Source organism: uncultured Nonlabens sp. (genome assembly GCF_947495285.1).
In the GTDB taxonomy this organism is placed as follows: Bacteria; Bacteroidota; Bacteroidia; order Flavobacteriales; family Flavobacteriaceae; genus Nonlabens.
On record NZ_CANLXZ010000015.1, the window covers coordinates 33,175 to 57,363 of the forward strand.

Here is a 24,189-nt window from a genome sequence, read left to right on the forward strand (position 1 = left end):
AATTTCTTGTTTTTTAATAAAAATAAGAAACAAGAATGCCGCAAGAATACCCATTAACAATATCTCAACATGGTTTTATCATAATTTTATTACCAGAGGTATATCTTGTTAAAATAAGCTTATAGCAAGATATTAATAGTGTACTGATAAGAGAAAATGATGGAAAAGGAGCGAGGCTAGAAGTAGGAATCTATACAGCCATCATTTATAAGAACTATCTATAAGGTATAACAAGGTCTAGGTGTGAGAATGTTAGTTCCGCTTTCGCGAAAGCGGAACTAACAAAAATCTATTTTCTATATTATAATTAAGAAAGTGATCTAAAATTATTAAAACTAGAATTACTAGGTTCTTCAAAAAGTTCTAGATTAAAATAAGGAACAGCGGCAATGGTATGATCAAAGATGTCTGCCATAATGTACTCATAGTTTTCCCATCTCTTATCACTACTGAAGGCATAGATCTCTAGCGGCATGCCATGTCTAGTAGGGGCGAGCTGTCGCACCATAATCATCATGTCTTTATTGATACCAGAATGATTCTCGATATAGGTTTCTATATATTTTCTAAAAACCCCTATGTTAGTCATATTGCGTCCATTCAAGGCCAGTTCTTTATTGATTTTATTTATCTCATTATAACTATCGATATCTATCTGGCGCTTTTCTACATAACTAGAAATTAGGTCTATTTTTTTTAATCTATTTACATCATCTTTAGATAGATAGGCTATACTATCTAACTTAATGTTTAAGGCTCTTTTTATACGTCTACCAGAAGATTTTTCCATACCTCGCCAGTTTTTAAACGAGTCCGATATAAGGGCATAAGTAGGAATAGTAGTAATGGTTTTATCAAAGTTTTGTACCTTAACAGTAGATAGGTTAATCTCTACCACTGCACCATCTGCACCGTATTTTTCAAAAGTAATCCAGTCGCTTATGCGTACCATGTCATTAATAGAAACCTGTATACTGGCTACAAAACCTAATATAGTATCTCTAAAAACAAGTATGATTATAGCAGACGCAGCACCCAGTGTGGTCATGAATTTTATAAATTCTATACCTGTAATAATCGCAACGGCTGAAAATGTACCGATTACCCAAGCAAAAATCATAAACACTTGTATGTAACTATCTACAGGTTTATCCTTTAAACTAGAAAGTGTTTTGAAGTAATCTTTAAGAGCGTTTAATAAACTGCGTGCGATCCATAGGGCAAGAATAATAGCAAAAACCAAAAAACCCTTTTCTACCAGATTTTCAAAATACGGAAAATCGGCAAAAACTACCGGTATCAATTCTAAACTTAAAATAAGCGGTATAATATGCGCCACATTTTTAGGCACCTTATTAGTAACCAGAAAATTATCAAACTCAGTTTTGGTCTTAAATGTAAACTGAGTAAATAAGTTTAAAATAATTTTTTTAACTATATAATCGACTAGTAATGTAATTATCAATAAGCACAGTAGCAACGCAATCATGTTGAGATACTTAGCATAGGTGATGGATATACCTATTTCAATTAGATAATCGTATAAAAAGTGTTTTACATACATCATTAGGCTATATTTTATAATTCTAACACGTTGTAAAAAGTCGCTAGAACCTTAGATTTTACAAAATTAGGTATCCTAAAATAGAAAGCACATTATTTAACAAGGTTATTTTATATCTGGACCTGTAAATAACAACTATCTTTTTTAATAATTGTTGAGACTCTAGCTATCATCACATAAAAAAATCCCTTAAAATGATTCCATCATTTTAAGGGATTTTAAATATCAGTAACTTTTAAAAAAAAGCTGTGTAACCAAATATTTATAAAACTAGTTTAAATGGAGTAAGTTATTCCTCTTCGGCAGCAGCGAGAACATCATCATGGTCTAATTGTGCATCAATAATACCTAGTGGTTCTGGAATCGAATCTTTTAATGTGACAAAAGTTTTTAAACGCTCCATATCTTCCTCTTCTCCACTAAAATATGGAAAAACGTCCATAATAGGAGACTCTGACACCGCAGGAATCGTGTATTCTCCCATGGTGTCTGCCATAGTGATTACGGTGTTGTCATAGGCCTCTTTTACATCGTTAGCTTGCACTAGCAAATATAAATTAGTCTTACGTTCCTTACCACTTTCTTCATCATAGGCAATAAGGGACACACGCGACTTGAACCATCTGTCGGTATTTTCAAATGGATGGATCTCAGCAAAGTTAGCTACCTTAATATTAGTAATTTTAATTTCCTCACTCTCTGGCAGGTATGCTGCCATTTCTTGAGTAATTCTACTCTCAGCCTCTGTATAAGAAATTGCATCTACTAGAAACGGTTCTGTTTTTACCTTTTGTGTTCCTGACGCTTCATCAAATTTTCTATATTTCACTTTACATTCATACCAGGTTGCGCTCATCTTTTTTGTTTTTATGGGTGCCAAATATACCCTAGCATAACAACTCAAATCTTTAAAATACCGAATAGATATTCACAAATTGAATTAGGTAGCCATAGGTCGTTTGATTCTAGCGTTTTAGAGTTCTTAAAAGTTTAAAACATCTTTGCTATTCACAGTTCCGCTTTTGCGAAAGAGAAACTGACATCTGGCTTTATTGAGACCAAAAAATGAAAGTGAAGTAGTAGTAAGGTCTAGATATTTGTTTATTCATTTTCATCTAAAAATAGACCAAGTAAATCTAAATACAAATTAATTCATGAATTCCTCATCAATAAATTATTCTAAAGCACTCTACACTTTTTTTCTTATCTGAAAATTTAGTCTCCTAGCAGATTTTACCCCTTTAAAATATCATTAAATAGCTGTTTATAAAGAAATATACCCCTATGTAAATCTTTAAATACCACAGAATGCTGTGTTGAAATCTCTAATCAAGAATTAGAAGAATTAAAAGAAAACTTATTTATCGCTCTAATGTTAGTAACAAATGCATTAACAAAGTTTTTTTTATTTAATTACTTACAAAGAATCACCTGAATCCCATATAGTAACATTTTTATAGAGAAAGAAGTCAGTTTTAGGGTTAGTTTATCTAGTTGCGAGATTAAAGTATCTACTAATAGAATTCCAGAATTATAGCTAGGTACTCATGATTAATTAGGATTGATAAACTAGATAGTTAAGTAATCATATATTCCACATGCAGTGTGCACATATCTATAACTATTATTTTATATTTTAGCGTAAAAAATACGCATAATATGCAACAATCCATCAAGCTTTCCGTAGATGCTGTAGTTTTCGGTTATGAATCTGGAACAATTTCAGTATTACTTATTAAAAGAAAATATGAACCTTTTAAAGGTAAATGGGCTATTGCTGGAGGTTTCGTTTTGGAAGATGAATCTTTAGAAGAGGCTGTTGAGCGCGAGCTTAAAGAAGAAACTGGTATAGAAATAAATTATTTAGAGCAATTGTACACTTTTGGAAATCCCAAAAGAGATCCTAGGTGTAGAGTAGTATCTGTTGCCTATTTTGGTTTAATAAAGCCTAGTGCATTTAAAATATTTGCTTCTACTGATGCTGAAGAAGTGCAGTGGTTTAAGATTAATGAACTGCCATCACTTTCTTTTGATCATGAAGAAATCCTCAAGTTAGCGATAGCTCGATTACAAGGAAAAATCACCTATGAACCTATAGGTTTTGAGTTATTAGATACTAAATTTCCTTTTTCAGATTTAGAAAAATTGTACACCACACTTCTAGGTAGAGCAATTGACAGACGTAATTTTAGAAAAAAAATATTGAGTTTAAATATTCTTGATGAATTAGATGAAAAAGTTTCTAAGGGTTCAGGTAGGCCAGCTAATCTATTTAAATTCAATAGAGAACGATACTTTAAGTTAAAAAAAGAAGGCATTATTTTCGAAATATAAACTAACAAAAATAACTTTGTGTAAAAATAACACAAATATAATTTGGTTAAAAGATTCAACTAATATATATTTGTGTCATAATTACGCAAATAAGCATACTATGGTCATCACTTCAAATAACAAATTACCCATAAAAGAAAATAACAAGAAGTATATTTTTTTAGCAGGGAGTATAGATAATAAACTGACTGGAAACTGGAGGAAACAGGTTATAGATAAATTAGATCGTAAAAATTACTTTATTGACCCTACACATGATAAACATGATGATTTAAATGAAATAGAGATGAAAGCGCATATAGAATGGGAGTTAGATTCCTTATCTATGTCAGATAAAATAATACTTAATTTCCTTCCAGATGCTAAATCACCAATATCTTTAGTTGAATTAGGAATGTATGTAGCATCAAAAAAATTAATAGTGATATGTCCAAAAGAATTTTATAAAAGTAGGTATGTATATACTTTATGTAATAAATATAATACACCTATCTTTCTTAATTTCGAAAAGGCCATAAACACACTAACTTAAAAAAACAAATATTATGAACGGATTACTATTAACAGACGGATACAAAACAGGACACCACCAACAATACCCTAAGGGAACAGAAGAAGTATATTCTAACTGGACACCAAGGAGTAACAAATATGCTCCTAAAGGTTGTGATAAAGTGGTTTCATTTGGACAACAATATGTATTTCAATGGTTGCATGATTATTTTGAAGATAATTTTTTCTCTCAACCAAAAGCAAAAGTTTGTAATGAGTTGAAAGAAGAATTATCTATGTATTTAGGTACTGAATATGATGTAACGCATTATGAAGAATTACATGATTTACAATATTTACCTATAAAAGTAAAAGCCTTGCCAGAAGGAGTAGAGGTACCTATTAGAGTTCCCATGGTTACTGTGGTTAACACAGATAAAAAATTCTATTGGATTACTAATTTTTTAGAAACTATTTTATCTACCATGTTATGGCAACCTATGACTTCAGCAACTATCGCTTTACGTTATAAAAGAATATTTAAAGATTGGACATTAAAAACAGACAAGGAAAATTTAGGGTTTATTGATTTTCAAGGACACGATTTTTCTATGAGAGGGATGGGCGGTTTACAAAGCGCCATATCTTCAGGAATGGGTCACGGCGCTGTATTTCTAGGATCTGATACTTTGCCTGTTATTAGTAGTTTACGTAAATACTATAATGCTGAAGGTTTTGTAATTGGTTCTGTAAATGCAACAGAGCACTCTGTAATGTGTGCAGGAACAAAAGATGATGAAATTGGCACTTTTAGAGCATTAATGAATACTTATCCTAGTGGAATATTATCAGTTGTTAGTGATACATGGGATTTATGGAAAGTACTTACTGAGTATTTGCCCAAATTAAAAGATGAAGTTTTATCAAGAGATGGAAAATTGGTAATTCGACCAGATAGTGGCGATCCTGTAGATATTATTTGTGGAGAAGCACGTAAACTAGGCGCAAAAGTTCCAAAAGACAAAGGAGTAGTAGAGTTACTTTGGGATATTTTTGGAGGCACTGTTAACGCACAAGGTTTTAAAGTTTTAGATTCTCATATTGGAGCTATTTATGGAGATAGTATTACCACGGAAAGAGCAGAAAATATTTGTCAAAGATTACACGATAAAGGTTTTGCTAGTACCAATGTTGTTTTAGGAATTGGTTCATTTACATACCAGTTTAATACTAGAGATACTTTTGGTTTTGCAATGAAAGCTACTTCTGTTGTAGTAAATGGTGAACGAAGAGAGATTTTTAAAGATCCAATTACAGATGATGGTGTTAAAAAATCTGCAAAAGGTTTGATAAAAGTTGATAAAGTAAATGATGAATATGTTTTAGTAGACCAAGTTACTCCAGAAGAAGAGAATAAAGGTGAGTTAAAGGTAATTTATGAAAACGGACAATTTGTTAATAAAGTTACTTTACAGGAGATAAGAGAACGTATTAATACTAATATTTAATTAAATAGTTAGGTTATGGATGTTTTAGAATTCGATTTTTATAATAGATTAAAACTAGATTATTTAGCTCACAAAAGTCTATTTGTAGCATTTGATTATGACAATACAGTTTTCGATTACCATAGCCAAGGTATTAACTATGAAGCTATCGTAGAACTTTTAAGAATCTGTAAATCTTATGGATTCATTTTAATACTATTTACAGGAAATGAAGGTGAAAAATTAGACGTTATAAAGCAAGATTTAATTGATCGTGATATTCCTTTTGATTTGATCAATGAGAATCCATTAATGAAAACTAGAAAACCTTATTATAATATATTATTAGACGATAGAGCTGGATTAAAAGAGTCTTACAACAATTTAAAAAGATTGACAGATGAAATACGAAATAAAAAACTTTAAATATGTGGTTTAAAGATTTAACAGGTTTTGAAGAAATATCGTTTAAAAATGTACAGAATAATATAATTATTGATGGAGAAAACCTTATTTCAAAAATTAACGATAGATCCTTTCAATTTGGAGAATTAGAAATTGTCTCTTTAGAAAAGTTAAGAGAAAAATTTGTTCAACCTAAAACCATACAAAAAATAAAAGTCTCAGAAATTGTAGCAGATGTTCAGGAGTTACATTGTGATTTAAATAATCGAAATTCACTTTTTCAAGCTGCTTCTCAATTTAACCTATTAGAGATGGTCGGCCCTAATGTCTCTCCTGAAAGAGGAATTGATATTTATGAAAATGATTATACTCAAGGGCCAGCTTGTGCAATTGCTTGTGGGGCAGGTACAATTTTCAGAAATTATTTTGTGCCTTTAAAAGGTAATATTGGACAAACTAATTCAAAACAAATTAATTGTTTAGATGACATAGGAAAAGAATTAAACAATGAAACGTTAGAATTATGGAAAATGAGTAATGGGTATGCTTTAATAAATCAAAATGGGCTTCTTAATATTAATAAGCAATTAAGTAACCTATCCAAAAACGAAAGAGAGCATTTAAAAGGTAAACTTAAAATAGGAATACAATGGGATACTGAAGTAACACTTGTGGAAAATAAACAAATTGTATCACAAATATATTGCTCAGCCTTACCTGTTGCATATTCTCAAATTGAATCACATTATTGGGAGAATTTTGCTAGAATAATTTTAGAAGCCACCTATGAAGCTACATTACATGCTGCAATGATTAATCTAAATAAAGGGAAATCAAATAAGGTTTTTTTAACTTTAGTTGGAGGCGGAGCTTTTGGTAACGACTTTGATTGGATTATAGAATCTTTGATTAAAGCAATAGAGAAATTCAAAAGCATACCATTAGATATCAAGATCGTTAGTTATGGGAGGTCAAATACGTTGTTAAAAAAAGCGATAGAACAATTTAATCGTTAAAACTTTAAATATGAAATACGAAATAAAAAAATTTAAAGATGGACAGGTTGCCGCTAAAATTATAGAAAATGGAAATCTAGATATTAAAATTAGAGGAAATAGTTATGAGGATTTGTTTAAAGTTGCTGCCATAAAAGAAGCTTGGAATGCAGAAAACTCAACCAATAAGAGCGCCATATCTAAATTAACGATATACTGCTTAATTGGTCAACGCTCAGACCGACGATTTAATAAAAGTGAATCTTTTGATCTAAAAGTGATCACTGATTTTATTAATACTATGCAATTTGATAAAGTTTCTATTCTACATCCACATAGTCCTATTTCATTGGCTTTAATTAATAATTCTGATAAAATTTCTCACTTTCAATTTGTAGAAAAAGCTTTTAAAACCATAGGTAATCCCGTATTAGTAAGCCCTGATGCTGGCGCTTATAAGACTACTCATGAGATTGCCGAAAATTTGAATGCAGATTTAGTACCTTCTAATAAAGTTAGAGTAAATGGGGCGCCAGTTATTAGTATTCAAGGTGATGTAAAAGGAAAAGAATGCTTAATTGTCGATGATTTAGCCGATGGTGGTAGAACCTTTAAGTTTTTAGCTCAGGCTTTAAAAGATCAAGGTGCAACCAAAGTATTTTTATATGTTACACACGCACAATTTAATTATGGCTTTGAAGAATTAAAAGAAACTATTGATCATATATATTGTACAAATAGCTTTAAAAATATTGATAATGAATATGTTACACAATTTGAAGTGATTTAAATATCTAAAATGAAAAGCAGATCTAAGAGTCTGCTTTTTTATGCAAAAGTATTATGTAAAATAGAATATACTTTCAACTAGATGGAGCGTTTGCAAAATGGCCTCAAAAAACTATGGGCAAACACTAGGTGAAAGAGCGTTATCTTTAACAGAATTAGGAATGCATAAAGTGAGTAGTTCTAATGTTTATAGTAGTTCAAAGCATTTCACCAGCTAAAAATTTTTCTAAAATACAGCGAATTTTACGAACGTTATATCTAAAGTTTTGGGCAGCCTCAAATTTTGCTTTTTACTTAAAGAAAATGTCGGAGAAAAAATTATACGTACATTTTTCCTAGAATACGAAAATTATGAAAATATGTAAAAGTTAGCTTTTTTAATGGGTGTTAGTATGCGCCTGTTAATTGTATTAAAAAAATTACTGCAATGCATAATTCTTTAAAAGAATCGTTGATATTTAAAAACTGCATTTTACATAGCGACTAATAATAGGTACAAAAATGTATTTCAAGTGTTTCCTGAGAATCGCTTATTTCAAAAATGATGATGGATGGTAAGGAATATTAAAATTAAACGAGAAGTAAAATAACGAATGTCTAAAGATCAAAGTATTGAGATTATTCTTATGAATATTAAATATATGCCTATAAACATGATTTCAGGGGAAAAAGTATTTGACATAATTTGAATCATAATATATATTATGTCAAATAGAAGAATAAACAACCTATCATAAAAAGAAAATCTATGCCCTTATCTATGCTTCCCTATATGTATAATTTAAGCGATAGATCGCAATCAAGAATAATTAAAAATCTAACCTTATAGAATATGGTAAACAACTATAAATTCAAGTCCATTACATCATATTATTTAATAAAATACAAAATGTAATTCCTTAAAAATAAAATATACCGCCTGCTTTGCTTTTTGCAATATTAAAAATTGTTGATAACAGTATATTCTTTATCCATTTGTTAATTAGTTTTTTACTAGTTAGAAATTGAGTAAATTTGTCTTAATGAAACAATTTGCACATAAAATACTTGCCATATTTATGACTTGCGTGGTTCTATTTACTACGCTATCATTTACTGTGGACATGCATTATTGTGGAGAAACCCTAGTAGATTTTTCATTTACAAAGAAGGCGAAATCTTGTGGTATGGAAAAAGCAATGGCTCTTATGGCCGATTGTAAACTACCGAAAATCACAAAAAAATCCTGTTGTACAGATCATGAAGTAATTAAACAAGGTCAGGAAGATCTTAGATTATCTTTAGATAAAATCGCTTTTAACCATCCATTTTTCATTGCACCATTTACTTATTCTTATATCATTGTAAGTGATAGCACTACCTTACTCGAGGTTCCTTTAATTCCCTACTCACCTCCTATTCCTAAGCGAGATGTGCAGGTACTACACCAGTCCTTTTTAATCTGATTTATTAGTTTTTTGAAAACCTGACTCAACTGCATTGTGCTGTAATGAGTTAGAAGTGGCCATCTCATTTTTAGATAGGTTTTATTTTCAACATACTCATAATCAAAAATTTATGATTCATAAGGCAATTCATTTTTTTATAGAAAACAAATTTTTAGCTGCATTACTTCTTTGCCTTTTTATAGGCTGGGGTACTATTAATGCACCTTTTAATTGGAATTTAGGTTTTTTACCATCTGATCCTGTAGCGGTAGACGCCATTCCAGATATAGGAGAGAATCAACAAATAATTTATACACAGTGGGCAGGTCGTTCTCCACAAGACATAGAAGATCAAATAACCTATCCACTCACCTCTTCTTTGTTAGGTATTCCAGGAGTAAAGACCATACGTAGTTCTTCTATGTTCGGCTTCTCAACTATCTACCTCATTTTTGAAGAAGATGTAGAGTTTTACTGGTCACGCAGTCGCATTTTAGAAAAACTCAATTCATTACCATCAAATCTTTTACCAGATGGAGTTAATCCTAATTTAGGTCCCGACGCAACAGGATTAGGACAGATCTTTTGGTACACGCTAGAAGGTCGTGATAAAGACGGTAAAGTTACCGGTGGTTGGGATTTACATGAGTTGCGTAGCATACAAGATTATTATGTAAAATTCGGTTTATCATCTGCTAGTGGAGTTTCTGAAGTAGCCTCTATAGGTGGATACGTACAAGAATATCAGGTAGATATTGATCCAGAAAAAATGCGTCAGTACGATGTTACCATGGCTGCTGTTGTAAAAGCGGTTAAAGAAAGTAATAAAGATATAGGTGCACAAACTCTAGAAATTAATCAGGTAGAATATCTGGTGCGAGGTTTAGGGTATATAAAATCCATAAACGACATAGAAAGTGCTGTTGTAGATTCTAAAGATTTTACATCATTGCGTATTAAAGATATTGCAAAGGTACATTTAGGACCAGCCGCAAGACGTGGCATTCTAGATAAAGAAGGTGCCGAAGTAGTAGGTGGTGTGGTCATCGCACGCTATGGAGCAAACCCACTAGAGGTTATCAATAATGTAAAAGCCCAAATCACAGAACTTAGTTCAGGATTACCATCTAGAACCTTGTCAGACGGTAGAGTCTCACAGCTCACCATAGTTCCTTTTTATGATCGTACGGTATTGATTAAAGAGACATTACATACCTTGAGCGAGGCGCTTACTATAGAGATATTAATCACCATTTTAGTAATTATTATCATGGTTTTTAATTTGCGTGCGTCTATACTTATCTCTGGTTTATTGCCCGTTGCAGTTCTTATGGTTTTTGTAGCTATGAAATTGTTTCATGTAGATGCAAACATAGTAGCACTTTCTGGTATTGCCATAGCTATAGGTACTATGGTAGATGTAGGCGTCATACTTGCCGAAAATATGATACGTCATCTCCAGGATGAGAAATTAAATACCAGAGAAGATGGGACTCCATTTACTATTAATGAGGTGATTTATAATGCCACATCAGAGATTTCTGGCGCGATACTTACTGCTGTTTTAACTACCATAATTAGCTTTGTACCTGTATTTACCATGATAGGTGCAGAGGGGAAACTATTCCGACCACTTGCCTTTACTAAAACTATGGCAATTACCGCATCTCTTATCATTTCCCTATTTTTAATACCGCCATTTGCTGCCTTTTTGTTTAGAAAAACTACCATAGGAAATCGATTCAAATTAATGATCAACACACTCTCATTCCTTTTGGGAATCACAGCTATCGTTTATGGCTATTGGTTAGGGCTAGTACTGGTAGGTTTTTCAATTGTAGCACTGTGGTCTTTGTTGGGTACGCTTTCGCGAAAGCGTGCTAACTACATAAACATCGCCATAGCAGCTATCTCTATTGTATGTTTATTAGCAAATTATTGGAGACCTCTTGGTTTTGATCGCCACATAGCACTCAATATAGTATTAGTTTCTCTTATATGTTTTGGAATTTTAGGGTTCTTTACTTTATTAAAATTATACTATGATCGTATTTTAAGATGGGCACTTGCAAATAAAATATTGTTCTTAGTTATACCTTTTACAGTATTAACGCTAGGTGTTTTAATTATGCGCGATATTAGTAAAGAGTTCATGCCGGCACTTAATGAAGGCTCTTTTTTATTAATGCCCACTTCCCTACCTCATGCAGGTGTAGAAGAAAATAAACGTGTATTACAGCAACTGGATATGGCTGTAGCGAGTATTCCCGAAATAGAGACCGTGGTAGGTAAATCTGGTAGAACAGAGTCTGCACTCGATCCTGCACCGCTTTCTATGTACGAGAACATGATTCAATATAAACCTGAATTTATGCACAATGCACAAGGTAAAAGACAGCGTTACCGAGTAAATGAAGATGGTTTTTATGTTCTTAAAAATAATCAATTAATCATCAACCCTAATCGACCTATTGATAAAGGAGCAAATTATGATCATGCAACTCTAAGAACAACAGCTCAAAGAGAAGATCTTATAGAAGATCCAGATGGTGAGTACTACCGCAACTGGCGACCAGAAATCAATAATCCAGACGATATATGGAACGAGATTTTAAAGGTTACTAAATTACCTGGTGTAACCTCTGCACCCAGGTTGCAACCTATCGAGACGCGACTTATTATGTTACAAACCGGGATGCGTGCTCCTATGGGAATTAAGATAAAAGGGCCCGATTTAAAAACAATAGAAAAATGGGGTATAGATCTAGAACGTATTTTAAAACAAGTTCCTGGTGTTAAGAAGCAAGCCGTTTTTGCAGACCGCATAATAGGTAAACCTTATTTACTCATTGATATAAAAAGAGAACAACTCGCCCGTTATGGTATATCAGTGAGCGATGTTCAAGAAATTCTAGAAGTAGCTGTAGGTGGCATACCACTTACACAAACGGTAGAAGGTCGAGAACGTTATGCCGTGCGTGTACGATATCCTAGAGAATTGAGAAACACACCAGAAAATTTACAAGAAATTTACGTGCCTATAGAAAAAGGAAGTCCAATACCGCTAAGCGAGTTAGTAGAAATAAATTATGAAAAAGGCCCACAAGTTATTAAGAGCGAAGATACTTTCTTAACAGGATATGTACTCTTTGATAAATTAAATAATTTTGCCGTAGTTGATGTGATTGAAAATGCTAAAGAACTGATACAAGAACACATAGATAACGGTGATCTTATCATGCCACAAGGTATAAGTTATAGTTTTACTGGTACGTATAAGAACCACCTAAGAGCTGAGAAAACACTAGCTGTTGTGGTGCCACTAGCCTTAATTATAATTTTTTTAATTCTTTATTTTCAGTTCAGATCAATAAGCACATCTCTTATGATTTTTACCGGTATAGCCGTAGCTTTTGCAGGTGGATTTATCATGATATGGCTGTATGGTCAGGATTGGTTTTTCAACTTTAACCTCTTTGGTGAGAATATGCGCGAGCTCTTTCATATGAAAACGATTCATTTAAGTGTAGCCGTTTGGGTAGGATTTATCGCCCTTTTCGGTATAGCCACAGATGACGGTGTGGTTATGGCAACTTATTTAACACAAACGTATGACAGAGAATTACCTACAGGTAAAAAAGAAATAAGACACGCAACCTTACTTGCAGCAGGTAAACGCATAAGACCATGTGTAATGACCACAGTAACGACCATTCTCGCATTACTGCCTGTCCTTACCTCTACAGGAAAAGGAAGTGATATCATGATGCCTATGGCCATCCCTATTTTGGGCGGTATGATAATCGATGTTACTTCCTATTTTTTAGTTCCGGTTTTATATAGCTGGAAAAAAGAATACCAACTTAAAAGATCTAAAAATGAGATATAACAGTATAGTTCTTTATGCTTTTTTGGTTTCCGCTTTCGCGAAAGCGCAACAATTACAATCTTACATTAATGAAGCACAAGCTAATAATTTAGAAATAAGAGCTGTTGAAATGCGACATCATATATCACAAGAGAAAGTAAATGAGGCAGACGGGATACCTAATACAGAGATAAGTTTGGGATATTTTGTCAGCGAGACAGAAACTCGTGTCGGTGCACAGAGAGCTCGTATAGGTGTAAAACAGATGTTGCCGTGGTTCGGCACCATTACGGCTAGAAAAAATTATGCCACCTCGCTAGCAGATGCTGATTATGTACAAATCACCATTGCAAAGCGTCAACTAGCCCTGTCTGTCTCGCAGACTTATTATAAGCTAGGTTCTATAAAGGCAAAACGTGCCGTACTTAATAAAAATATAGAGCTTTTAAAGGTATATGAACAGTTAGCTTTAACCGCTGTTACCGTTGGAAAAGCAAATGCGGTAGATGTACTAAAACTACAAATACGTATCAATGAATTACAGCAACAGATCGATATTCTAGAAGAGGCATTTAAAGAGTCACAGTCTTATTTCAATAATTTACTGAATAAGGAAGTAGCAAAACCTGTTGATATAAGTGATGTAATGAGCATACCACTGAATGATGTAGAGTTAGTTGATGGTTCTATAAATGTGAATCCTGAAATTTTAAAATATGATAAATTATATGAATCTGTGGTACAGGCAGAGGTTTTAAATAAGCGCGAGGGATTACCTTCTATAGGTTTGGGATTTAATTACTTACCTGTTAGCGATCGTACAGATTTAAATATAGTTGATAATGGTAAAGATATTTTTATGCCTATGGTTACTGTTTCTATTCCCTTATTCCATAAAAAATACAATTCTATTTCTAAACAAAATGAATTGCGCCAGCAGGAGATTGAGCTTAAGAAACGAGAGCGTTTAAATGTATTAAATACGGCTTTTGCCAGGGCTAGATCACAACGCAATAAGGCACGTATAGTTTATGAAACACTAGATAAAAACCTAAAACAAGCCCACGATGCCGAAGAAATTCTTATTAAAAATTATGAGACCGGAACTATAGATTTTAAAGATGTTCTCGATATTCAAGAATTACAATTGAAATTTAAAATAGATCAAGTTAATGCCGTAGAAAACTATTATGCACAATCTGCTGTGATTAATTATTTAACCAATTAAGAAATGGAAAGGAAATTATTTATCAAAAACATGATTTATGAATACTGTATCAAGTTATTAGAGAAAACAATATATCAATTAGATATATTACTAATTTTCAATAAATTAAGATCTGTATTCTATTTAAAAAAATATAATGTACATTTTAAAAATACATTTTTAGATTATAGAAGAAAACGGCTATGTGTGCTTACTAACACTTTAAGACCATTTACCTATTAGAAATAATGATTACATTTATTTCATACACTTATTTATAGAATTACTTAAAAAAAATAAATTGAAAACAATACAAAGCAACTTAGTGAAAATAACTCTTATAGCACTCTTAATATTCACTGTTTCTTGCAAGCAAACAGAAGAGAATGCAGCTGTAGAAACGAAGCATAAAGAGACTACAAAAGAGAAAAATATAAGCTCAGAAAACATTATAAAGAATTACTTGAATTTAAAGGATGCTTTAGTAAAAGATGATAAAGAACTAGCTACTATTCATAGTGAATATTTATCTAATTCATTAAATGACTTCAATAACTCTATAGCTATTGAAAATAAGCAAGATAAATTAAAAAAAATGATAGATAAGGCGATTAAAAATGCCAACCTTATTTCTGAAAAAGAAATTAAAATACAACGAGAGAATTTTAAAAAATTAAGTAAAAATATTACAGATATCATTGCCATAACTGCAACAGAGCAACCTCTATATGAGCAACACTGCCCTATGTATCATGGAGGTAGTAGCTGGCTCAGTGATAGTAAAGAAATACGCAATCCTTATTATGGTAGCCAGATGCTCAAATGTGGTATAGTACAAAGAGAAATTAAGTAAAAGGAATAGATGCTATGATCGTAATTGTTAATTTTTCTGAGGTTTGATAAGCGTGTAGTTATAAAATTATACCCAGCACATTGTATAGCAGTATATTATCAGAATATAAATTAAAAAGGATTAAAAAACTATAGTATTTATGTACTGTGATTTCCATGGCTATTGATCTTATGAATGAGACACCAGCCCAGCCGCAGCAAAAAATAATAAGGTTGCTGCCATGAGTTCTGGTACTGATCTTACTATAGAAAACGCGGTGATTACTCTAGTTATAGAGAACCTTAACGCTATGATAAATGCTAAAAATCTATGCGTGGTACTCCTACGTTATATAAAGTAAAATCTCTTTTTTATTTTATCTTTTAACACAGTTAGTATTACTATTACAGCAGTCCTAGTGTTACAGTTAAGAGCTGTATATGTAATTAAAAAAGTTTTAAAGTTGTCCTTTAAGATCATAAATTAAGAATTATGAAAAAGAATATTTTATCTATAAGTATAGCCGCAATAGTAGGGTTATTTGCAGGTTGGGTCATTTTTGAAAATAAGAATTCAGTTACTGAAAAGACATCTGGAAACAATTCTCAAGTAGATCAAAACCATCATGAGAATGAAGATACTGAAATATGGAGTTGTTCTATGCATCCTCAAATTATGCTTTCAGAACCTGGAGACTGTCCTATTTGCGGTATGGATCTCATACAAGATAACTCTAGTCAGGCTGGTCTCGCTTTGAATGAAATTAAAATGACAGAAAATGCGATGGCACTTGCAAATATTCAAACCACTGTTTTGGGTAATGAATCTTTTAACAGGAATGATAATTCTATATCTGTATCTGGTAAAATTGTAATCAACGAAGAGAATAACTCTGTGCAGTCTAGCTATTTTAATGGTCGTATAGAACGCCTTCACATAAGCTATAAAGGACAGCAAGTAAGCCGTGGACAGTTGCTAGCTATTATTTATTCTCCCCAGCTGGTAGCAGCGCAACAGGAATTAATTACTGCTGCCTCATTAAAAAAAAGTCAGCCGGCTCTTTATAAGGCAGTGAGAAATAAATTGAAAAACTGGAAATTATCTGAAAAACAAATCACCGATATAGAATCTTCTGGTAAGATAAGAGAAAACTTCAATATACATGCAACAGTATCTGGTAATGTATCTCAAGTTATGGCAAACGAAGGTGACTATGTAAAACAAGGACAACCTATTCTAAAAGTCAGTAATTTAAGTAATGTATGGGTGCAATTTGACGCCTATGAAAATCAAATTATGCAATTTAAAATAGGACAAAAAATAGCTATTAATACAAATGCAAATCCTAATAAGAATTATGATGCGACAGTTTCTTTTATAGACCCTATTTTAAATACCACTACTAGAACAGTTACTATAAGAGCTACTATCGCAAATAAAGAAGGTTTTCTTAAACCTGGCATGTTTGTAACCGGTAAGATAAGAATCTCTCCTACATCTACGGTGTCTAGATCTCTAACCATACCTGATAGTGCCGTTTTATGGACTGGAAAGCGATCGATTGTCTATGTAAAAACAAGTCCTAATGAACCTATATTTGAAATGAGAGAAATTACTCTGGGTATTAAATCTGGAGATTATTATCAGGTAATAGATGGTTTGAAAAATGGCGATGCCATAGTCACTAATAGTATTTTTACAGTAGATGCAGCTGCACAATTACAAGGCAAAAATTCCATGATGAATAAACATAAAAACCATACAATTATTAGTGATGGTGAACTAAGTGTTTCTAAAGAATTAGAATCTACTCTTAAAGCTGTTTTACCACAATATTTAAAAATGAAAGATGCTTTTATTAAGGTAGATTCTAAGAAAGTAACAAAATATGCAATTGAGATTCAAAAGGGTCTTGAGGCTATCGAGTCTAATCTTTTAAGTAATCAAGAAATTATAGCTATTAAAGAGGCTGTTTCTACCCTATCATTAATTAAAAACGGAATGAACATAAATAAGCAAAGAGATCATTATATTATATTTAATCAGTCTCTCATCACTTACTTCATGAGACTAGAAAATTTAAGCGAGCCTCTCTATATTCAAAAATGTCCTATGACTAATGGAGATAAAGCGGCGATATGGTTAAGCAATGAATCTATTATACAGAATCCATATTATAGCACCGATATGTTAACCTGTGGTAATGTAATTTATACGATTAATAAATAAAAATAAGCAAGCAATTATTTAACAATCTCGTTAATTAAGTGTCCATCATATTTAATAGATGAACGGTGCAAGCTATTAATGATTAAATGAGCACTTTCTATAGAGAATATTTTAAACACTACATTAATACTTTCTGTATCGTTTCTTACATCAAATTTATAAGTTATATAATTTGAGTCTTCAACAATAAATATTTTTGAATTTTTGATTTTACCAGTAAAGTTATATGAATTATCACTATTATAACCGCCACCAGCTCTACGCTCACCATAAAAAGGTAAATTAAAAACCGCTCTATCTTCTACTAGTTGAACAGTGTAATTATCACCACTCAAATTGATGCGTCCAGCACTATTTCCATTGCGCATTAAAAAATCATTGATGACATGATTAACAGACTGTGTGTTTAGAGGAAATGCCGCAGTTGCTTTAAAATGAATCTCTTGATTTGATATTTGTTCCTTTAGTTGGATAAGTTGGAGTCTATCTACTTCTGTAAAACTAGATTTACAAGAGCTTAAAAGCATTATTAGAACTATAAACACTACAGATTTTGTATTTTTCATTTTGTTATGATTAAAATCATTAATAATATTTTGATACGTGTTATCTATCCGCTTTCGCGAAAGCGGATAGAAAATTATCCAATCGAGTAGTTATAAACTTTTTTAAAAGTACAAAATACCGATATAATGTATCATTATACACATATCAATCTTAAGCTCACAAATTAAGAGCTTTTAAAAACAAATAACTACGTTTAAAGAGCATTCATAAACCTAATTGTTAACTCAATGTTTAAAATTAGATTTAAATAACTTGTTATCTCTCTAAGAATAGTCTACTTTTCCTACTTAATAACATTGAAATTACACATTTTAAATTTTATGAAGAGAATTTTCCACCAAAGAATGAAAAGTCTGTCGTACACAACGACATTACTTTTCTTCATTACTTTTAATTCCATTTATGCTCAGTGCCCAACTGTTCCTGTTTCAAATCAGGTAATATGCGACGCAGCAGGTTTTGATTTTAATGAATTAAGTCAGTTTGCAACACCAGGAACGAATGGCAGTATACGCTGGTACCTGGCTCCTACAGGAGGTGATCCACTCGTGGGAACCCAACTAGTCCGAGAAGGAACTTATTATGCAGGAGACACAACAGGTAATTGTGGAACAAGATCTCCTATTACCATAGATTTTACGGTTAACGATAGCAACCAAAATCTAGATGCGATTTTCTGTTTTAATGATAATCCTACTATACAGTCTTTTATTGATGAGGCTCTTGCTGTTAATATTCCTAGTGGAGGATCTGTAGAGATTTATAGCGATTTTGGTCTTACTATGTTAGTGGGAACCGACATGGAGCTAACAGAAAATTCTAACTTTTTTATAGTATTTACTGACGCTGGTGGCTGTCGCAGTCAGATAGAAACTGGTAGTACCGCAGTTTTTCCATCGCCTATGGATCCTAATCCAGATTTACAACAGCAATTTTGTTCTGATATAAATCCTACTATAGCCGATTTAAATCCAGGTACAACTGATAATTTTAACTGGTTTGATAGTATAGATGAATTTAATGAACCTATACCACCTGCATTGAATGGCTCTACTCCATTAATAAATGGCGCTACCTACTATGTACAAGCAGATAACTTTTTCTGCGTAAGTGAAGAGATTGCTGTAGTCGTTCAAATTGATGCGGCTGCAAATGCTGGTATGAACAATAATCAGGAGTATTGCGAGGACAACATTCCTCTAGCTGATTTTGATCTATTCCCTTTACTAGGTCCTGATGCAGATAATGATGGTAACTGGACAGGGACTTTAGAAACTAATAATGAAGATCGAGGTACTATTAATTTAAGTGGACAGGAAGTAGGTGTTTATACCTTTGATTATACTGTTACAGGTACAGGATTATGTAGTGACACTACCGCTACTATTACTATCGAGATTCTAGATGTGTTAAGTTCAGGAACGGTTTCAAATGAAAGTCCAGTAAGTTTTTGTATTTCTCAATTACCTGTTTCTTATGATCTCTCCTTATTATTAGATAATGAAGATGCTGGCGGATCTTGGTTTCAAGGATTAACCAGTGCAGACCCTATGGTGGACTCTCCTATTGATCTATCCGTTTATGCAGCTGGAACATATGATTTTACTTATATTCAAAATTTAGGTACAAACCCTTGTCCTGAAGAATCTACAACAGTTCAAGTAATTGTTTTTGAAGATGCGAGTGCAGGTAATGCTGTGGCTGCACAATTTTGTGAAAATGATTTGATAACAAATTCTCCTTACGATTTATTTGATGCATTAGATAATTCACGAGATAACGACCTAGGTGTATGGACAGATGCAATGAATAATACTATTACAAATCCTATAGACATTACTGGATTTACTGTTACTGAAAGTCCTTACTCTTATACCTATACTGTTGATAATGGTACTTGTACAGATTCTGAAACAATAGTACTAGATATTTTACCTGCTCCAGAATCTGGTGCTTATGTAGGGACACCGTTTATAATTTGTGAAGATCAAGCTGTTGCTAGTCCTCTTTATGATTTGTTTAATTTACTAGATGGTACACAAGATGCAAATGGATCGTGGTTTATGGGTGCTACTTCTTCTGGTGATGCTTTAACTAATCCTATCGATATTAGTACTTTAGGGTTAGGAACCTTTGACTTTACATATGCCGTTCCTGCAATAGGAACTTGTACTGATGACGATGTTACGGTTACCGTGATAATTAATTCGTTACCTAATGCGGGAATTCCTGCTCCATTCATAGTTTGTGAAAACGATTTAGAGGCAAATTCTTCTTTAGATCTATTTGATCAACTTACTGGGCAAGACGCTGATGGTACATGGTCTGATGATGATGGAACAGAAGTGCTAACAGGAAGTACCGTGGACCTTACAAATTTAGAAGTAGGTTCTTATAATTTTTCTTATACTTTAACAGATGATAATGGGTGTGTGAATAGTTCTACTGTGCTAGTTACGGTACAAACAGCTCCAGAATCTGGTGCTTATGTAGGAACACCTTTTACAATTTGTGAAGATCAAGCTATTGCTAGTCCTCTTTATGATTTGTTTAATTTACTAGATGGTACACAAGATACAAATGGATCGTGGTTTATGGGCGCTACTTCTTCTGGTGATGCTTTAACTAACCCTATTGATCTGACAACTCTAGGAACTGGAACTTTTGACTTTACATATGCCGTTCCTGCAATAGGAACTTGTACTGATGACGATGTTACGGTTACTGTAATAATAGACGCGGTGACAGACGCAGGTGTTGCGACTGATGTCATATTTTGTGAAAATGAATTGACCGAAAATTCTCCTTTAGATCTATTAAATCAACTTACTGGAGAAGATGCAGGTGGTACCTGGTCTGATGATAACGTAACAGGAGTATTAACTGGGAATGATGTAGATATAACTAATCTAGCCGTAGGTAGTTATAACTTTACTTATACTGTTAATAACGGAGCTTGTGCAGATTCTGAAACTGTTTTAGTAACCATTTCTACAGCACCGAATGCAGGTGAAGCAACTAATTTTAATGTTTGTTTGTCTGATGTTATAAACGATCAAACGTTGGATCTATTCAATCAACTTACTGGACAAGATTCTGGTGGTTCTTGGTCTGATGATGATAGCACTTCTCAACTATCAGGATCTATTGTAACTATTGCTGCTCTTGAAGTTGGTACCTATAATTTTACTTACTCTGTATCTAATTCTCCTAACTGTAGTGAAGATATGGAAACAGTTCAAGTTACTATTAATAATATAGGAGCGCCTACTGTAATAGCTATTCAAGAGTTTTGTGATGCAGCTACCATCGATTCTTTAGAAGTAAATGGAACAGGGATTCAATGGTATGAAGATGCATCTTTGAGCACACCATTAAGTGCAACAGATGCTTTAATTAATGGAGAAGATTACTTTGCTACACAAACAGACGAAATAACAAACTGTGAGTCTAGTGAAAGTGCTGTGGTAACGGTTAATATATTTGATTCACCTAATTCAGGAATTGAATCTCCTTTAGTTGTTTGTAGTGATCAAAATATGATCGATCTATTTACTTCTCTGGATGGAACACAAGATCCTAATGGTACATGGATCGATACAGACAGTACTAATGCAATTACGGATAATATCTTTGATGCAACTGCTGTCCCTAGTGGAGATTATAGTTTTGAATACTTTGTTACTGCTAGTGCACCATGTACAGATGCATCCACAATAGTAACGGTAACCGTAGAATCACCTGTCCTGGCAGGAATGAGCACAAGTCTAGAAATTTGCTCTGATAATGGTACAACAGACTTGTTTACATTATTAGGCACTGCAACTGCTGGTGGTACATGGAGTCCATCTTTAACAAGTTCTACAGGAGTATTTGATCCATTATTAGACGCTGAAGGAACTTATACTTATTCGGTAACTAGCGCTTGTAATACAGCAACTGCTTCTGTTTTAGTAGAGGTAACAAGCGCTCCTGACGCGGGAATGGATAATGAAGTTTCTTTATGTATTTCAAATGGCACAGAAGATTTATTAAGCCTATTAGGTGGTACGCCAGATGCAACAGGTACCTGGTCACCGCTCTTAAATAGTGGGACAAATATCTTTGACCCTTCTATAGATCCATCTGGAACTTATACCTATACGGTAACAGCAACAACACCTTGTGCTGTAGATGCAATTTCTACATTAATTATACAGGTAGAGAATTCTTTGCCTCCTACTTTGGTAACTACTTCTCTAGAATTTTGCGCAACTGATGCTCCTATTGTTATGGATCTTGACTCTTCTGTTACAGGTGAGATGATACGCTGGTATGATGCTATAGACGCTACAGAAGAATTAAATGATACAAATATGTTGATAGATGCAACTACATACTATGCAACACAAACTAGTACCAATGGGTGTGAATCTAGCGTCAGAACTGCAGTGACGGTTCAAGTTAGTGATGCGCCTACACCTACTATCGCATTGGATGGTAATTTGTTCTGTATTAATGATAATCCTAGTTTACAGCAACTTACCTTAAATATAAATGAATTTGATGCTACATCAAATAGCCTTGTTTGGTACAGCTCTATCGATGGTTTAAATGTTTTACCACTAAGCACAATACTGACTGATGGTACTGTTTACTACGCCGCCTTGATAGATATGCTTACAGGTTGTGAAAGTAGTTTGAGGTTACCAGTTACTGTTGATTTAACTGCATGTGATACAGTAGATATTCCTGATGGCTTTTCTCCTAATGGTGATGGAACTAATGACGTATTTGATGTTGATAATCTAGGATTCTTATATCCTAATTATAACCTTGAATTTTATAATCGTTATGGGAATAAAGTGTATGAAGGAACAGCAAGTACACCGCCTTTTAATGGATTTAGTAACACTTCTAATTTATTAAATGATGGTGAACTACCAGTAGGCGTTTACTACTATATCTTAAAATTTAATGATGGAGTTACAAAACCATTACAAGGAAGAATTTATTTAAGCCGTTAGTCTCAAAGAAACAAACAAGATGAAAAAATTATATATTAAACAATTACTAATTACATTAGTTTTTGCGATTTCTTTGAGCAGTGTAGCTCAACAGGATCCACAGTTTACTCAATACATGTATAACCAGAGTATTATTAATCCAGCGTATGCAACGGCAAACAAGTCAGAGCTCAATATAGGTGGACTGTATAGATCGCAATGGGTGGGATTAGAAGGAGCGCCTAAAACGGCCTCGCTATTCGTTCACTATCCTGTTAGTGACCGTGTCGAAGTAGGAATTTCTTTTACTAATGATGACATAGGTAACGTAGTTACAGAAAATAACATCTACGCAGATTTTGCTTATGTTCTTCCTGTTTCTGAAACGGCAAAATTATCATTAGGATTAAAGGCAGGAGTTACTTTATTTGACGCAAATTTTGACGGTTTTAACCTTCAGTCTGGTGGTAGAATTACTGATCCTGCTTTTAACGATAACGTAACTCAATCATTTCCTAATATAGGTCTTGGTGCTTTTTACTTTACAGATAAGTTTTATGTAGGGCTATCTGCTCCTAATTTACTTACAACTACCCATTTGGAAAATGAAAACGGAATTCAATCCACAGGAGTGCAGGATGTTCATTTTTTCTTAAATAGTGGTTATGTTATAAACTTAAATCCTGATCTTAAATTCAAACCATCTTTTTTACTTAAAGGTGTTAAGGGAGCGCCATTATCTGCAGATATTAATGCAAACTTTTTATTTTATGATAAATTTGAGGCTGGTCTAGGTTATCGTATTGACGACTCAGTGAGTGCATTAGTTAATTACAAAGTCACCCCAGAACTACGTTTGGGATATGCTTATGATTACACAACTAGCAACCTAGGGAGCTATAATTCTGGATCACACGAAATTATTTTATTGTACAACATAAAAACTAAATTTTGGAAAAGTGGTTATGACCGTTCTCCTAGATTCTTTTAAAATATCAATAACATTAC

At 33.0% G+C, this 24,189-nt stretch carries 16 protein-coding genes; 13 read left to right on the forward strand and 3 right to left on the reverse strand.

Annotated features, from left to right (window positions below):
- Positions 1-307 precede the first annotated feature (307 nt).
- Together Q0838_RS07990 and Q0838_RS07995 are read right to left on the reverse strand one after the other, a co-directional pair.
- A complete protein-coding gene (locus Q0838_RS07990; RefSeq protein WP_298953361.1) occupies positions 308-1,564 on the reverse strand; it encodes a mechanosensitive ion channel domain-containing protein in 1,257 nt (418 codons plus the stop codon).
- A gap of 289 nt (positions 1,565-1,853) precedes the next feature.
- Positions 1,854-2,420 (reverse strand): DUF4494 domain-containing protein, encoded by a 567-nt coding sequence (locus Q0838_RS07995; RefSeq protein WP_298953233.1) that lies wholly within the window; start codon positions 2,418-2,420, stop codon positions 1,854-1,856.
- Between the two features lie 803 nt (positions 2,421-3,223).
- Between Q0838_RS07995 and Q0838_RS08000 the strand changes: the two genes are divergently transcribed.
- The 11 genes from Q0838_RS08000 to Q0838_RS08050 all read left to right on the forward strand — a co-directional run bounded on the left by Q0838_RS08000 (position 3,224) and on the right by Q0838_RS08050 (position 17,629).
- Positions 3,224-3,898 carry an NUDIX domain-containing protein gene (locus tag Q0838_RS08000; protein WP_298953236.1) on the forward strand — a complete coding sequence of 225 codons (675 nt, stop codon included), beginning with the start codon at positions 3,224-3,226 and terminating at the stop codon, positions 3,896-3,898.
- Between the two features lie 100 nt (positions 3,899-3,998).
- The gene (locus Q0838_RS08005) at positions 3,999-4,430 is read left to right on the forward strand and encodes a nucleoside 2-deoxyribosyltransferase domain-containing protein (protein ID WP_298953239.1); all 432 of its coding nucleotides are present in this window, start codon (positions 3,999-4,001) and stop codon (positions 4,428-4,430) included.
- A 13-nt stretch (positions 4,431-4,443) separates the two neighbouring features.
- On the forward strand, positions 4,444-5,898 hold the full coding sequence (locus Q0838_RS08010; RefSeq protein WP_298953241.1) for a nicotinate phosphoribosyltransferase: 1,455 nt from the start codon (positions 4,444-4,446) through the stop codon (positions 5,896-5,898).
- Positions 5,899-5,913: 15 nt separating this feature from the next.
- Positions 5,914-6,303 (forward strand): hypothetical protein, encoded by a 390-nt coding sequence (locus Q0838_RS08015; RefSeq protein WP_298953244.1) that lies wholly within the window; start codon positions 5,914-5,916, stop codon positions 6,301-6,303.
- A gap of 2 nt (positions 6,304-6,305) precedes the next feature.
- Positions 6,306-7,298 (forward strand): hypothetical protein, encoded by a 993-nt coding sequence (locus Q0838_RS08020; protein WP_298953248.1) that lies wholly within the window; start codon positions 6,306-6,308, stop codon positions 7,296-7,298.
- A 10-nt stretch (positions 7,299-7,308) separates the two neighbouring features.
- A complete protein-coding gene (locus tag Q0838_RS08025) occupies positions 7,309-8,067 on the forward strand; it encodes a phosphoribosyltransferase family protein (protein WP_298953250.1) in 759 nt (252 codons plus the stop codon).
- A 1,021-nt stretch (positions 8,068-9,088) separates the two neighbouring features.
- Complete coding sequence (locus Q0838_RS08030) at positions 9,089-9,511, forward strand: hypothetical protein (protein ID WP_298953253.1); 423 nt, start codon at positions 9,089-9,091, stop codon at positions 9,509-9,511.
- Positions 9,512-9,623: 112 nt separating this feature from the next.
- The gene (locus tag Q0838_RS08035) at positions 9,624-13,382 is read left to right on the forward strand and encodes an efflux RND transporter permease subunit (RefSeq protein WP_298953256.1); all 3,759 of its coding nucleotides are present in this window, start codon (positions 9,624-9,626) and stop codon (positions 13,380-13,382) included.
- Positions 13,372-14,589 carry a TolC family protein gene (locus Q0838_RS08040; RefSeq protein ID WP_298953259.1) on the forward strand — a complete coding sequence of 406 codons (1,218 nt, stop codon included), beginning with the start codon at positions 13,372-13,374 and terminating at the stop codon, positions 14,587-14,589. The genes Q0838_RS08035 and Q0838_RS08040 overlap by 11 nt, the downstream gene beginning before the upstream one ends.
- 280 nt (positions 14,590-14,869) lie before the next feature.
- Positions 14,870-15,421, forward strand: a complete 552-nt coding sequence (locus Q0838_RS08045; RefSeq protein ID WP_298953262.1) for a DUF3347 domain-containing protein — start codon at positions 14,870-14,872, stop codon at positions 15,419-15,421.
- 471 nt (positions 15,422-15,892) lie between these two features.
- Positions 15,893-17,629, forward strand: coding sequence for an efflux RND transporter periplasmic adaptor subunit (locus tag Q0838_RS08050; RefSeq protein ID WP_298953265.1), 1,737 nt, complete (start codon positions 15,893-15,895; stop codon positions 17,627-17,629).
- A gap of 14 nt (positions 17,630-17,643) precedes the next feature.
- Here Q0838_RS08050 and Q0838_RS08055 read toward each other — a convergent pair whose 3' ends face one another.
- A complete protein-coding gene (locus Q0838_RS08055) occupies positions 17,644-18,195 on the reverse strand; it encodes a DUF4251 domain-containing protein (RefSeq protein ID WP_298953267.1) in 552 nt (183 codons plus the stop codon).
- 321 nt (positions 18,196-18,516) lie between these two features.
- Here Q0838_RS08055 and Q0838_RS08060 point away from each other — a divergent pair, with 321 nt between their 5' ends.
- Together Q0838_RS08060 and Q0838_RS08065 are read left to right on the forward strand one after the other, a co-directional pair.
- Positions 18,517-23,202 (forward strand): gliding motility-associated C-terminal domain-containing protein, encoded by a 4,686-nt coding sequence (locus tag Q0838_RS08060; RefSeq protein WP_298953270.1) that lies wholly within the window; start codon positions 18,517-18,519, stop codon positions 23,200-23,202.
- Positions 23,203-23,221: 19 nt separating this feature from the next.
- The gene (locus Q0838_RS08065; RefSeq protein ID WP_298953273.1) at positions 23,222-24,172 is read left to right on the forward strand and encodes a type IX secretion system membrane protein PorP/SprF; all 951 of its coding nucleotides are present in this window, start codon (positions 23,222-23,224) and stop codon (positions 24,170-24,172) included.
- The last annotated feature ends 17 nt before the right edge of the window (positions 24,173-24,189 follow it).

Bases quoted from the DNA above. Each gene is read 5' to 3' on its own strand.
- Q0838_RS07990 (WP_298953361.1), bottom strand. From the start codon at position 1,564: ATGTATGTAAAACACTTTTTATACGATTATCTAATTGAAATAGGTATA.
- Q0838_RS07995 (WP_298953233.1), bottom strand. From the start codon at position 2,420: ATGAGCGCAACCTGGTATGAATGTAAAGTGAAATATAGAAAATTTGAT.
- Q0838_RS08000 (WP_298953236.1), top strand. From the start codon at position 3,224: ATGCAACAATCCATCAAGCTTTCCGTAGATGCTGTAGTTTTCGGTTAT.
- Q0838_RS08005 (WP_298953239.1), top strand. From the start codon at position 3,999: ATGGTCATCACTTCAAATAACAAATTACCCATAAAAGAAAATAACAAG.
- Q0838_RS08010 (WP_298953241.1), top strand. From the start codon at position 4,444: ATGAACGGATTACTATTAACAGACGGATACAAAACAGGACACCACCAA.
- Q0838_RS08015 (WP_298953244.1), top strand. From the start codon at position 5,914: ATGGATGTTTTAGAATTCGATTTTTATAATAGATTAAAACTAGATTAT.
- Q0838_RS08020 (WP_298953248.1), top strand. From the start codon at position 6,306: ATGTGGTTTAAAGATTTAACAGGTTTTGAAGAAATATCGTTTAAAAAT.
- Q0838_RS08025 (WP_298953250.1), top strand. From the start codon at position 7,309: ATGAAATACGAAATAAAAAAATTTAAAGATGGACAGGTTGCCGCTAAA.
- Q0838_RS08030 (WP_298953253.1), top strand. From the start codon at position 9,089: ATGAAACAATTTGCACATAAAATACTTGCCATATTTATGACTTGCGTG.
- Q0838_RS08035 (WP_298953256.1), top strand. From the start codon at position 9,624: ATGATTCATAAGGCAATTCATTTTTTTATAGAAAACAAATTTTTAGCT.
- Q0838_RS08040 (WP_298953259.1), top strand. From the start codon at position 13,372: ATGAGATATAACAGTATAGTTCTTTATGCTTTTTTGGTTTCCGCTTTC.
- Q0838_RS08050 (WP_298953265.1), top strand. From the start codon at position 15,893: ATGAAAAAGAATATTTTATCTATAAGTATAGCCGCAATAGTAGGGTTA.
- Q0838_RS08055 (WP_298953267.1), bottom strand. From the start codon at position 18,195: ATGAAAAATACAAAATCTGTAGTGTTTATAGTTCTAATAATGCTTTTA.
- Q0838_RS08060 (WP_298953270.1), top strand. From the start codon at position 18,517: ATGAAGAGAATTTTCCACCAAAGAATGAAAAGTCTGTCGTACACAACG.
- Q0838_RS08065 (WP_298953273.1), top strand. From the start codon at position 23,222: ATGAAAAAATTATATATTAAACAATTACTAATTACATTAGTTTTTGCG.